Here is a 12265-nt window from a genome sequence, read left to right on the forward strand (position 1 = left end):
ACGGCCCGAGGGTCTCAGCGCCGACGCTTCCCACGCCATGGAGCTTGTCCCCCGACACTCCCACAGCGTAGATGCCCCCCAATGAGCTTCCGTTACTCCGATGAGGTGAGGCGCGCACTGGACACGAAGGCGCCGCTGGTGGCGCTAGAGACGAGCGTGGTGGCCCAGGGCCTGCCGTATCCGGACAACCTCAACGCAGCCAGGGCCTGTGAGGAGTCCGTCCGCCGCGCAGGCGCCGTGCCCGCTCCCATCGCCGTGGTGGATGGCGAGATATGGATTGGCCTCGAGGAGGTTGCCATGCGCCGGCTCGCGGAGGGCAAGGAGCGCCTGATGAAGCTCGGCTCGCGCGACCTGGCCGTGGCGGTGGCCATGAAGGCCTCGGGAGGTACAACCGTGAGCGCCACCTGCGAGCTCGCCGCAGCCGCGGGGATTCGCGTCTTCGCCACGGGTGGCCTGGGCGGTATCCATCGGGGTGTCAGCGAGCACTGGGACATCTCCCAGGACATCGGTGCGCTGGCTCGTTACCCGGTCGCCGTGGTCTGTGCCGGAGCCAAGTCCGTGCTGGATCTGCCCAAGACGATGGAGGCCCTGGAGACGGCAGGTGTGCCTGTGCTGGGCGTAGGCACCAACGAGCTGCCGTCCTTCTACAGCCGCAGCTCAGGCCTGCCGCTGGAGCACCGGGTCGAGGACGCCGCCACGGCTGCTCGCGTCGTCCGTGCCCGGCTGGAATTGGGGCAGGGGGGGCTTGTCTTCGCGCTGCCTCCGCCCGAGGACGTGGCCCTTCCTCGGGGCGATGTGGAACTGCACATCGCCTCCGCGTTGGCCGAGGCCGAGCGTCAGGGGATTCGAGGCAAGGCTGTGACGCCCTTCCTGCTCTCGGACATGGCGAAGCGCACGGGCGGCAAGAGCCTCAAGGCCAACCTGGCACTGCTCACCAACAACGCGCGCTTTGCTGGTGAGCTGGCCGTGGCCCTGGCTCGCGGCTGATCAGGTTCCCCGGATCGCGGCCCACAAGGACACCGCGCCGAACACGAAGAAGAGCGCGGCGGCGATCCACCGCAGCCACTTCATCTGCACCCGGCTGGCCAGCTTCTCCCCGAGGAACACCGCCAGCCCGTCCGAGAAGAGCATCCCCAACGTCGTCCCCGCCGTCACCTGCACCACGTTCTGGTAGCGCGCCGCCATGGCCACCGTGGCCAGCTGCGTCTTGTCTCCCATCTCCGCCAGGAAGAAGAGGACCACCGTCGTCAGGAACGCCCCGAAGCGCGGCGGCTTCTCGGACTCCTCGAGCGTGTCAGGCTTCAGCGTCCACAGCCCGAATCCGATGAAGGTGACCGCGAGGATGGCCGCCATCACCCGGTGCGGCACGTGCGTGGATACCCAGGTCCCCACGCTCGAGGCCAGCGCATGGTTGGCCAGCGTGGCCACGAGGATGCCAGCCATCACCGCCCACGGTTTGCGGAACCGGGTGACGAGCGAGAACGCGAGCAACTGCGTCTTGTCGCCCATCTCACTGGCGGCCACGAGGAGGAACGAACTCACGATTGCTTCCATCACGACACTCCCTGTCTGCGGCCAAGGTGTCGTGGGAGCCTGCTGCGCGCGCACGAGCCTCGGCCAGGTTTCCCTGTCCGAAGGTCTCGTTCGCCTCGCGCCGCGAGGTGAGGGCCCGGGCTGTCACCAGCCAGTGTGTCGAGCGCCCCGACGTCGATTGTTTCCGACGTGAACTACTCCCCTTACTGGAGCCGTCAATACCAGCCCCATTGGGGGACTGCAACAGGCAGAAGGGCTAGCGCTTCCGGGAGAACCAGCCCATCAGCTCCTCGAGCGCACGCCGGTCCACCTCGTCGAACGTGGCCTTGTGCTCCGAGTCGATGTCCAGCACCGCCAGCAATTCGCGGTTGGGCCCGAACACCGGCACGACGATCTCCGACTGCGAGCGTCCATCGCAGGTGATGTGCCCGGGGAATGCGTGCACGTCCGGCACCACCACCGTCTCGCGCGTGGCGGCCGCAGCGCCGCAGACGCCCTTGCCGAAGGTGATCTCCAGGCACCCCAGCGTCCCCTGGTACGGCCCCACCCGCAGCAGCTTTCCCGGCTGCACCACGCGATAGAAGCCTGTCCACAGGTGCCCGAAGGCGTGGTGCAGCAGGCAGCTCATGGTGGACATGGCGGTGATCTCGTCGTCGATGCCCTCCAGTATCGCCTCGGTGTGTTGCTTCAGCTCCGCGTAGGCTTCCGCCTTGGGCTTGCCGCGCAGATCCAGTGTGACTTCGGCCATGTGGAGTCCTCGAGAGGCTGGGGCGCCTCTTTTACCTGAAAACCCATAGGTGCCCAGAGGGCGACCGGGTTTCACCCGAATGGTGCGAAAAAAGCTCAGCTCGCGACGTTGGCCGCGGGAGCCACCGGAGGTTCGGACTTCGCGGCGTCCGGCTCGGCCTTGGCCGCCGCGGGAGCCTTCTCTGCCTTCTCCGGCTTCGTCAGCAGCCCATAGCGCTTCGCGGCGGACTCCAGGATGCGTCCCACCAACTGCGTGAAGGACATGCCCTTCTCTCGAGCCCCCAGCGCCAGCTCGCTCTTGTCCTCCAGGTACGGGTTCGGGTTCACCTCGAGGACGTACGGGTTCCCCTCATTCGAGATTCGCAAGTCGATGCGCGCGTAGTCCTGCAGTTTGAGCGCCCGGTAGGCCAGCAGGGCAGCCCGTTCGATGCGCTGGCGCAGATCCGGCGAGAGGTTCTTCGCGATGACGAGCTTGGGCGAGCCCTCCGTCTCCGGACCGAACTTCACCTCCCGATCGGAGATCGTCGGCTTGTTCTTGTCCCAGTTGCCGAAGTCCAGCTCCACCACGGGGAGGATCTCCGGCATCTCCTTGGGGCCAATCACGCCCACGTACACCTCGCGACCCTCGATGAACTCCTCCGCGAGCGCTTCGTCCTGCAGTTCCTTGCGGATCTCTTGAACGCGCCGTGTCAGCTCCTCCCACGTCTTCACCAGCGACTTCTTCCCGATGCCGATGGAAGCGTCGCTCCGCGAGGGCTTCACGATGAGCGGGAACTCGAGATCTCCGTGGGTCTCCACCGTGACGCCATCGAAGGTGGCGAAGTCCGCGGTGGGAATCTCGTGGTACTCGAGCAACTGCTTGGTGAGGATCTTGTCCTGCGCCAGCAGCAGCCCTGCTGTCCCCGAGCCGGTGAACTTCACCCGTGCCATCTCCATCAGCGCCGCGACGTTCACCTCCATCCGGTAGTCCTCCGCGAACGTCTCGCAGAGGTTGAACACCAGGTCGCACTGCGAGCGTTCGATCTCCTGGAGGATGTCGAACACCCGGTCACTCACCGCGATGGTGGAGGCGGTGTGCCCCAGTTGCCTCAGGGTCTCGCCCACCTGGGTGACGACGGGATCCACCGGCTCTCCGTCCGGCTGGTAATGCAGGATGGCGATCTTCAGGGGCGGTACCGGCATGGCCCCTCAAGTGTAAGTCTTCGGCGCGGCCAGTGCACCCAGGCGCCCGGGCGCTCCTGGATTTTTTGACCGCGGGCTCAGTCCACCTCGAAGAAGCGGTCCGTGTAGAGGTAGTTCATCGCCAGCGCCGTCACCAGCGAGGTGAGCTTGGTGAGGTACTCGCGCGTCTTGTCCAGGTGGATGGCCAGCCGCAGCGTCATGGCGCGCTCGAGCAGGTGGTCCACCAACGCCACCACCACGGGCCGGCCCACGCCGCTGTACTGCGTCACGGCCTGGATGAGCGACTGGCGCTCGGCGCGGATGAGCGTCTCCGCGCTGGCCGGCGCGGTGTCCGGCGGTTCGAACAGGCCCAGCAGGTCCTGATCGAGGTGCTCGCGCAGTGACAGCTCCACGCGCTCCTCGAGCTGTCGCTGGCGGTAATGGTCGAGGACCGTCTCCTCCATGTCCTCCACGTCGAGATCCCGCTCGGCCAGTTGCACCAGCGCCGGGGTACGGCCCACGCGCTTGATGACCTCGTCCACGTACTGGAGCTTCTTGAGCGCGGCCCAGCCCGCGTAGCGCTTGCCCCAGTCCAGCCCCGGCGTCAGCCACACGGCGAACGTCTCCGCGAAGTCCTCATCCGGGTGCTTCTGCGCGTACCAGCCGGAGATGTGCACCACGTACTTCCGGCTGAACGGGTGCGGCTTGTAGTTCTCGTTGTAGGGCTTGGAGTAGTCCCCGAAGACCTTCCGCCACTCGTCCGTGTCGTAGAGCCGGTAGGCGTAGTTGAACGCGTGCCCGGCCTCGTGGCGCAGGTACATGAGGATCTCGCGCTCCGTCTCCGCGTCGCCGCTCAGCTCCGCCTCGATGGAGTGCAGCCGAGGGTCCGCCAGGTAGAACGGCAGGCCGATGACCGGCACACCGGACGGGCAGCCCCACTGGTCGGACAGGTAGCACTCGGGCTTGAAGGAGATGCCCTTGGCCTCCAGCTCCGAATAGAGCTGCTGGATGAAGCGCTCCAGGGCCGTGCCCTTGAGGTGGAGCCTGAGATCCTTGATGCGGGCCTGGAGCAGCGACTCGCGCTCCGGACGGCGCGGTGAGTCCGCCGCCTCGTGAGGGTCGGCCAGCGTCTTCTCGCGAAAGGTGATCTGGGAGGTCGAAAGCATCGGGTCCCCGGAAGGGCCTCGGAGTCTAATGGCGAGGCTTTCGGGGTAAATTGGCTCGCTTCCCACTACATGCAAATGCCCGGAATTACAGGGAATTGTGGCCTCAAACGACCCCTTGAAGGGCCGTCTCCAGGCCGGGCGGGCGAGCGTTCCGATGTCGGTCTGAGGCCTACTCGAAGACGGAGATGTCCGAGCCGCCGCCGCCCTGTTTGGGCGGCTTCTTGCCCGAGGACTGCGGGCGAGCCACGGCTGACAGCGTCACGTCCACGGGCATGGAGTCGCTGGATACCGCGCTGAGATCGAGGGGGCGCTCCGCGTCCTGGTAGCCCGAGAGCCGGAAGGTGAGCTTGTGCTTCTTGGCTCGAGGGAGCTTGAGGCTCGTGGGGGTAGAGCCGATCTGTTCGCCGTCTTCGTTGAGGATGGTGGCACCCGAAGGCGTCGAGGTGATGTTCAGCTCGACCACGGTGCTGACGGTGGGTTCGGGGGGCTGCGTCTGCTCGACCGGAGGCGGCTTCACCGGAGGTGGCTTCGGCGTCTCGTTGTGGGTGGTGGTGACCACCTGGGGTGGCGGAGTGGCCGGAGCCTGGGTTCCGCCGCCTCGCATGGCCACCACGCCGACGCCTGCGGCGACCAGCACGACAGGGATTCCGATCAGCGCCAGCTTCTTGCCGAGGGACATCCCCTCGGGCGCAGGCGGGGCGGGAGGAGGCGAGGGTGGAGCGGCGGGAGCGCGTTGCGAGGGGGCACTCCCAGGAGGCCGGGCTCTGCTGGTGGAGGGGGCGCTGCCCGCGGTGCCCCTGGCAACGACGACGTTGGAGGGCGCGGAGCTTCGGCCTGGAGACGCGGCGGAAGGCCGGGAGGGCCGAGCGTTGCTGGCGCTGCCGGCGGCCTTGCGTGCTCCGGAGAAGCTCTGCCTGCTGCCACTGCCGCCTCCCTCACGGCCGGTGGCTCCACCGGAGGGCCGCGCGTCCAACTGCTCGGGTGTCAGATCGGCCACGGCGTCCAGCATCGCCTCGATGAACTCCTCGGTGGACTGGAAGCGGTCCTCCTTCTCGCGCGCCAGACCCTTCTGCATGAAGGCGTCGATGGTGGAGGGGACCGGCGCGCCCTGGCGCTTGCTGTTCACCGGCGGCACCGTCTGAGTGAGCGCGGCGGTGAGCGCCTTGCGTACGGTGTTGGCGCCGAAGGGCGAGGTGCCCGTGAGGCAGAAGAAGAGCACGCCCGTGAGCGAGTACAGATCGGAGCGCTGATCCACCAGCTCGCCGCCGGCCTGCTCGGGCGGCATGTACTGGGGGGTGCCGAGCACCTGGCCGGTGGAGGTGAGCTGATCCTCCTCGTCCTGCTCCAGCGCCTTCACGAGGCCGAAGTCCAGCACCTTGACGAAGTCCTTCCCGTCCAGCTGCTGCACCATGATGTTGTGCGGCTTGAGGTCGCGGTGAACCGCGTTCTGCTCGTGCGCGTGGGCCAGCCCGCGCCCGGCCTGCTCGAGGATGTTCACCGCGCGTCCCAGGGACATGGGCCCGTCGCGCTTGACGAGTTCCTTGAGGCTCTCACCCTCCAGGAGCTCCATGACGTAGTAGCAGGTGTTGTCCGGGGCGCGGCCGAAGTCATAGATGGTGATGACGTTCGGGTGGCGCAGGCGGCTGGCGACCTCGGCTTCTCGGCGGAAGCGCTCGAAGAAGGTGGGGGCGGCGGCCAGGGCCGGGTTCAGCGTCTTGACGGCCACCGGACGCTGAACGGAGGTCTGCGTCGCCCGGAAGACCATGCCCATGCCTCCCTGGCCGAGCACGCTCTCGATCTTGTACCGGCCGTCGAGCACTTGTCCCAGCAGCGCCAGGCTGGCGCCTGCGCAGAGGTGGTCGGGACCGTCGGTGCTACCGCAGTGAGGGCAGGGGGAAGCCATTGGACGCGGAGTATAGGCAACCCCGGCGTAGGGCCCAACAATGGGGATCTCCGGGGTCCTCCGTGAGCGAGCAGGCAACCAGGCCGTTCCCGAAGGGGCTTCGGGCTGTTACACCCCCCAGCCGTCATGAGCCTCCTCATCGCCCAGGATATCTGCCTCGCCTACGGGAAGAAGGTCCTCTTCGAAGACGCCAGCTTCACGTTGGGCCCCCGCGACCGTGTGGGTCTGGTGGGAGCCAACGGTACCGGCAAGAGCTCGCTGATGAAGATCATCGCCGGGGTCCAGCAGGCGGACTCGGGGACGGTGTCCTTCGCCCGAGGGGCCCGTGTGGGCTATCTGCCTCAGGAACTGGCGGGCCTGCCCTCGGGTACGGTGGTGGAGGCGGTGATGAGCACCGTGCCGGGCCGTGACGCGCTGGAGGCTCGGCTGAAGAGCACCGAGGAGGCGCTCGCCCAGGCTCCGGACGAGGAGACGCAGTTGGAGTTGTCCCAGGAGCTGGCGGACCTGCACGCGGAGCTGGATCACTTCGAGGAGCACTACGGCCGCCACCACGCGGAGCGGATCCTCAAGGGGCTGGGCTTCCGGGAGGCGGATCTGGCCAAGCCCACGGGGGCGCTGTCCGGTGGCTGGCGGATGCGTGCCGCGCTGGCGGGCCTGTTGCTTCAGGATCCGGATCTGCTGCTGCTCGACGAGCCCACCAACCACCTGGACGTGCCTACGCTCACGTGGTTCGACGGGTTCCTGAAGCGGTCCAACAAGGCGCTGATCCTGATCTCGCACGATCGGGACTTCCTGAACCGGCAGATAGGCCGGGTGTTGTCGCTGGAGATCGAGGGGCTGCGCTCGTACGTGGGCAACTACGACGCATACAAGCGCCTGCGCGCTGAGGAGATGGAGCAACTGAAGGCCCGCGCCGCGAAGGTGGAGGCCCGCCGTGCGGAATTGCAGTCCTTCATTGACCGGTTCGGTGCGAAGGCGACCAAGGCCCGGCAGGCGCAGAGCCGCGCGAAGATGCTGGAGCGGCTGGAGGAGGTGCACCTGCTGGAGGAGCGCGACACGATGCGCTTCCGGTTTCCGGAGGTGGAGCGCTCGGGGCGGGACGTGGCGACGTTTGAGGGGATCCGCAAGGCGTACGGCAACCACGTGGTGTACTCGGGGCTGGATGCGCGGGTGGAGCGAGGCCAGCGCATCGCGGTGATCGGCGCCAACGGTGCGGGCAAGACGACGCTGCTGAAGATCCTGGCGGGCGAGCTGGCTCCGGACTCCGGGGAGGTGAAGCTCGGGCACAACGTGGTGATGGGGTACTACGCGCAGCACCACGCGGACACGCTGGACAAGCGCAACACCATTCTGGAGGAGGTGCAGCCGCTGGCGGCGGACAAGCCGCAGAGCTACGTGCGCGGAGTGCTGGGCGCGTTCCTGTTTTCGGGCGATGACGTGGACAAGCCCATTGGCGTGCTGTCTGGAGGTGAGCGGGCCCGTGTGGCGCTGGCGAAGCTGTTGCTGAAGCCTTCGAACCTGCTGCTGATGGACGAGCCCACCAACCACCTGGACCTGGACTCGACGGAGATGCTCATCGAGGCGCTCGCCGGGTACGGAGGGACGCTGCTGTTCGTGTCGCACAACCGCGCGTTCGTGAACCGGCTGGCCAACCAGGTGTGGGATGTGGTGGACGGCAAGGTGGTTCCGCACCCGGGCAACCTGGACGAGTACCTGTACCACCAGGAGCAGCTGCGCCTGGCGGCGGAGGCAGCCGAGGCGGAGAAGGGCGGCAAGGGCAACGACAAGGTCGCCGCCGGCCCGATGACGGAGAAGGATCGCAAGCGGTTGGAGGCCGAGGCCCGTCAGCGCCGCAGTGTGGTGGAGGGTCCGATCAAGAAGGAGATCGCCCGAATCGAGGAGCGGATCTCCATGCTGGAGGCCGAGCAGAAGGAGCGCGAGGCGCAGCTGGCGGATCCGGCGCTCTACAACGATTTCGCGCGGGCCAAGCCGCTGATGGACACGCATCGGGCCGGTAAGGAAGAACTGGAGTCGCTGTATCTGGAGTGGGAGGCCGCGCAGGAGAAGCTGGCCGCGGCCTCGGCATCGCTGGGCTGAGTTCTTCGATGCTCTACCGTTCGGATCTGCTTGGGAGGTTTCCCAATGGCTACCGTACCGTGTCGAGTTGGAACTGCACGGCGCGGCCTTTGGCGACTTTGTGGATGGACCCGGTTATGAGCTGCTCATCTCAGAGCGCATGGCCGAGAATTTTCGAGTGGAAGGGCTGAGCGGGCTGTTTGGCTTTCACCCTGTTGAAGTGGTGGGGTACTTGGCAAGGCGAGGATGTCTTCCGTCCTCGGGGGGCCAGGGAAGCATCGTCGTCTCCGAGCGTTTCGCCGAGTTCGTGAAGCGCCACGGGTTCACGAACATGAAGCTGATCCCACCGAGGAGTACGTTTGGGATCCCCTTCAAAACCACTGCACGGTCAGGGACCTCACATACCCTGAGCATGCAAGTCCTCCAGCCTGCCTGCGGGAGGACCAGACGTGGAGAGTCCCATGAGTTTGCGTGCCACTGTGGCGATCCTCGTGCTGTCTACCGGGTGCGGTGCGGCCAACGGATCAGTTCCATCGCCCTCCCCAGGAGCCCAGCCAGCGCGGAAGCTGGAAGGACCGGTGATCAGCGCAGCGGTCGGTAGCTTCAAACCAACTTTTTTCTATGGCCCCTGGCAGTGCAATCAGAAGTTCATGGATCACTGCACCGCACAGTGCGCCGCCGAGGGTTACAAGCGCATGGGCTGCATTTGGCTGGCGGATCTCAAGCTCGATTGGCAAGGGGCAGGCGCCCAGGCGGGGGGGGCGCCGCGCCTTCTTCCATTGCTGCTGCTCCTACCCCGAGTTGACGAAGAAAGAAAACGACGCGCAGCGCAGGATTTGGGAGAACGCCCGGAAAAAGTTCCGCGAAGACTGGAGCAAGAGATTTGGAAACTGGCCAATCGAGGATGGGAAGTCGTGGCCAGGACACCACATCCGGGATCTTCTGCACGGCGGCGACCCTACGGACGCTGAGAACCTTATTCCCGCGCCTTCCGCCACTCACGACCTTTTCAATAAGGCGTATCCCGCTTGTTACGCTGGCGCGCCCCCCTGGAATACCGTAGGCCCTGACCTTCCTTACCTGGACTACTGAATGGCCGCACCCCTGAGCAGCTTGCTTGAAGAGGTATCACGCGATCACTTTCCGTACCCTCCCGCTACACCAGAGGAGATCGCGCAGTTCGAGCAGAGCGTGGGATGGAAGCTGGATCTAGACCTGCGCGCTTTCTATCTGCACTGCAACGGGGCGGAGCTGGTCGAGCGGCTGCCGGACTGCCCTTACCAGATCCTTCCCTTGTCGAAGATCAAGCGGGCGAGGGTGGCCATCTACGGCGAGGATGATGACAAGTGGGGCCCAGCGTCGGTTTACGCGATCTGCGATGTTCAAGATGGCAACTACGTCTTGCTAGACGTGAGCAGGCAGGAGAATGGGCGGTATGCTCTCGTAGACGGCTACCATGAGGCATGGCCGAATCCGAAGTACTGCGGGCCGGTTGCGAGTTCCTTCTCCGCGTTTCTCGAAGGTATCTTGCGTACCCGGCGCAATCTCTACTGGATAGAAGGGTAACGCGAGTGGCTTTACCGGCCCGAGGTGGGCCGCGACACCAGCAAGCTCAGCCCTACACAATGCGTTTCACCTGATACCCAAGATCTGAAGGATCCCCTCATGTTGCGAGCAGGCGAGCAGGCGGTGGTTCTATCGGGTGTGGATCTGATCCGGAGCGTTGGACAAAGTCCAGAGAATCTGGTGGGTAGTGTGACTTGAGGAGGCAGAGCCATGCCGAAGGTCACCATTGAAGTGCCCGAGGGATTCGAGGAAGTCGCCAGGCAGTTGGAGCAGACGCTGCAGCGAGCGCAGAAGGGAGTGGAGGGAGCGAAGGTGGGAAACCTGGGGGCGTGGGATGCGGCCTGGCAGTCAGTGAATGCAGGGGTGGAGGAGAGCGAGCGAGAGATGAAGCGGAAGTTGCTTCGAGAGCTCGACGTCGACGCGCCTGAAATCCTCATCAACGGCAAAGTCCACAGGCGAGTCGGGCGGTACGAGGCCCGGTACAAAACGAGGCAAGGGCCGGTAGAGGTGGAGCGCAGCCTGTACCGGGAGGTGGGGTTACGCAACGGGCCGACGGTGGACGTGGTGAGTTTGAGGACCGGAGCGGTGGAGGACGGGTGGCTGCCGGAGACGGCGCAGGCGATGGCGCACCTGATGGCGTGTGGCACTTCGCGGGAGGCCGAGAGCACGGCCCAGGCATTGGGGCGTCTGCCCTACAGCCGCAGCAGCTTCGAGCGGGTGGGGCACGCGGTGGGGGCGCTGTACGGGCGCCAGAGGGCGCAGGTGGAAGCAGCGTTGGCGCTTGGCCACCAGCCTCCACGACTCGTCAGCCGCCCAGGTGGTGTCCCTCTACAGTCGCAGGTTCACCATCGAAGAGAGCTTCCGGGACACCAAGGACCTGAGGTTCGGCATGGGCCTGTCCTCGATGAGCATTGCCGAGCCAGACCGCAGGGACAGGTTGCTGCTTCTGAGTGCCTTGGCCTGTGCTCTGCTGACTCTGTTGGGTGCTGCCGGAGAGAGCCTGGGCATGGAGAGTCAGCTCAAAGCCAACACTGTCAAGCGCCGCACCTACTCACTGTTTCGCCAGGGCTGCATGTACTACGACGCCATCCCCAACATGCCCGAGCACAGGCTGCGTCCGCTCATCGAGCGCTTCGCTCAACTCGTCATGGAGCAGCCCGTGTTCTGCGGAGTCTTCGGTCTCATATGAGGGGATACCTCAGGGGCTGGACTCCATCCATGGCTTCACCCTGGAGTCGGGTACCTGGCAAGGTGGAGGCGTCTTTCGTCCTCGCGGGGGGCAGGGGAGCATCGTCGTCTCCGAGCGCTTCGCCGAGTTCGTGAAGCGCCACGGGGTCACGAACATTAAGCTGATCCCTACCGAGGAGTATGTTTGGGATCCCCTTCAAAAGATACTCAAGCAGGTAGCCCCGCCTCTTTCGCCTGATAGTTAGTTGATGCGGCGAAAGGTGGGAAGTGGCCAGTCAAATTCACCACCGAAGGTTGGTGAGGCGCGATAGTCACTTCCGAGATTCCTGCAGTGCCGCAGATGGAATCGAAGGCTGAATCAGGCCTTTCACAAACGCCTCAAGGTCTTCGTACTTGGTGCCGTAATACAGCAGGCTCAGTCCCGGTTTAGGGGTTATACTCTCTCCATGCAGTACGAGTTGGTAATGCCTGTTCGGCGAATTTGCGAACACGTTTGCACGCCAGTTGAGGAGTGAGCCAAAATTCGGGTCATCGAGTCCCGAACCGAATCCGATAAAGAGGAATGTTTTGGGGCCGCGCAGGAATAAAGTTTCAGTTTGCGGGTGCCCGAGATCGTGCCCATCAATGTAGGCATGGACCTGGAGGAAGTCATCGCGGCGAAGTACCAAGCGCTTGAGAGCGGACTTACAGAGTCTGTCCGGCGGAGGTGGGCGGCTGCCGAGGCGCGGGCACTCGGTCGAGGCGGAGCGACGTGCGTCTCGCGTGCGACAGGGGTTTCGCTGCCGACCATCCGCAAGGGAATTCGCGAAATAGAAAAGGGACTCAAGTTATCACCCGACCGGCAGCGCCATCCCGGCGGTGGCCGGAAGCCTCTCACGAAGGAGGATAGGAGTCTCACGGCGGATCTGCGCCGTCTTGTTTCACC

General features: G+C 65.3%; 9 protein-coding genes and 3 pseudogenes. 7 read left to right on the plus strand and 5 right to left on the minus strand.

Features of this window, described 5'->3' with window-relative positions; all coding sequences use genetic code 11:
- Positions 1–81 precede the first annotated feature (81 nt).
- Positions 82–987, plus strand: coding sequence for a pseudouridine-5'-phosphate glycosidase (locus tag KY501_RS09320; protein ID WP_224362316.1), 906 nt, complete (start codon positions 82–84; stop codon positions 985–987).
- Here the strand turns inward: KY501_RS09320 and KY501_RS09325 are convergent, their stop codons facing one another.
- The 5 genes from KY501_RS09325 to KY501_RS09345 form a co-directional block, all read right to left on the minus strand.
- Positions 988–1554: a TMEM165/GDT1 family protein gene (locus KY501_RS09325; RefSeq protein WP_224362317.1), complete on the minus strand. Its 567-nt coding sequence runs from the start codon at positions 1552–1554 to the stop codon at positions 988–990. It lies immediately after the preceding gene.
- 235 nt (positions 1555–1789) lie between these two features.
- On the minus strand, positions 1790–2281 hold the full coding sequence (gene msrC, locus KY501_RS09330) for a free L-methionine (R)-S-oxide reductase MsrC (protein WP_224362318.1): 492 nt from the start codon (positions 2279–2281) through the stop codon (positions 1790–1792).
- 95 nt (positions 2282–2376) lie between these two features.
- The gene (locus tag KY501_RS09335; RefSeq protein ID WP_224362319.1) at positions 2377–3462 is read right to left on the minus strand and encodes a D-alanine--D-alanine ligase family protein; all 1086 of its coding nucleotides are present in this window, start codon (positions 3460–3462) and stop codon (positions 2377–2379) included.
- A gap of 77 nt (positions 3463–3539) precedes the next feature.
- Positions 3540–4607: a putative zinc-binding metallopeptidase gene (locus KY501_RS09340; RefSeq protein ID WP_224362320.1), complete on the minus strand. Its 1068-nt coding sequence runs from the start codon at positions 4605–4607 to the stop codon at positions 3540–3542.
- A 169-nt stretch (positions 4608–4776) separates the two neighbouring features.
- Entirely contained in the window at positions 4777–6510 is a 1734-nt protein-coding gene (locus KY501_RS09345; protein WP_224362321.1) for a serine/threonine protein kinase, read from the minus strand.
- A 126-nt stretch (positions 6511–6636) separates the two neighbouring features.
- Between KY501_RS09345 and KY501_RS09350 the strand changes: the two genes are divergently transcribed.
- From KY501_RS09350 to KY501_RS09370, 6 genes and pseudogenes are all read left to right on the plus strand, one after another.
- Positions 6637–8607 carry an ABC-F family ATP-binding cassette domain-containing protein gene (locus tag KY501_RS09350; RefSeq protein WP_224362322.1) on the plus strand — a complete coding sequence of 657 codons (1971 nt, stop codon included), beginning with the start codon at positions 6637–6639 and terminating at the stop codon, positions 8605–8607.
- 440 nt (positions 8608–9047) lie between these two features.
- The gene (locus KY501_RS09355; protein ID WP_224362323.1) at positions 9048–9557 is read left to right on the plus strand and encodes a hypothetical protein; all 510 of its coding nucleotides are present in this window, start codon (positions 9048–9050) and stop codon (positions 9555–9557) included.
- Between the two features lie 121 nt (positions 9558–9678).
- Complete coding sequence (locus KY501_RS09360; protein WP_224362324.1) at positions 9679–10152, plus strand: SMI1/KNR4 family protein; 474 nt, start codon at positions 9679–9681, stop codon at positions 10150–10152.
- A 387-nt stretch (positions 10153–10539) separates the two neighbouring features.
- A pseudogene (locus tag KY501_RS54240) lies at positions 10540–10953 on the plus strand (ISKra4-like element ISMfu2 family transposase); the annotation flags it as partial.
- A pseudogene (locus tag KY501_RS09365) lies at positions 10892–11341 on the plus strand (transposase); the annotation flags it as partial. The pseudogenes KY501_RS54240 and KY501_RS09365, both read left to right, overlap by 62 nt.
- A 631-nt stretch (positions 11342–11972) precedes the next feature.
- Positions 11973–12265, plus strand: a pseudogene (locus tag KY501_RS09370) (ISAzo13 family transposase); the annotation flags it as partial.

This window comes from Hyalangium versicolor (assembly GCF_020103695.1).
GTDB lineage: Bacteria > Myxococcota > Myxococcia > Myxococcales > Myxococcaceae > Hyalangium > Hyalangium versicolor.

Coding starts and splice junctions, on each gene's coding strand:
- KY501_RS09355 (WP_224362323.1), top strand. CDS start 9,048: ATGAGTTTGCGTGCCACTGTGGCGATCCTCGTGCTGTCTACCGGGTGC.
- KY501_RS09335 (WP_224362319.1), bottom strand. CDS start 3,462: ATGCCGGTACCGCCCCTGAAGATCGCCATCCTGCATTACCAGCCGGAC.
- KY501_RS09340 (WP_224362320.1), bottom strand. CDS start 4,607: ATGCTTTCGACCTCCCAGATCACCTTTCGCGAGAAGACGCTGGCCGAC.
- KY501_RS09345 (WP_224362321.1), bottom strand. CDS start 6,510: ATGGCTTCCCCCTGCCCTCACTGCGGTAGCACCGACGGTCCCGACCAC.
- KY501_RS09325 (WP_224362317.1), bottom strand. CDS start 1,554: ATGGAAGCAATCGTGAGTTCGTTCCTCCTCGTGGCCGCCAGTGAGATG.
- KY501_RS09320 (WP_224362316.1), top strand. CDS start 82: ATGAGCTTCCGTTACTCCGATGAGGTGAGGCGCGCACTGGACACGAAG.
- KY501_RS09350 (WP_224362322.1), top strand. CDS start 6,637: ATGAGCCTCCTCATCGCCCAGGATATCTGCCTCGCCTACGGGAAGAAG.
- KY501_RS09360 (WP_224362324.1), top strand. CDS start 9,679: ATGGCCGCACCCCTGAGCAGCTTGCTTGAAGAGGTATCACGCGATCAC.
- msrC (WP_224362318.1), bottom strand. CDS start 2,281: ATGGCCGAAGTCACACTGGATCTGCGCGGCAAGCCCAAGGCGGAAGCC.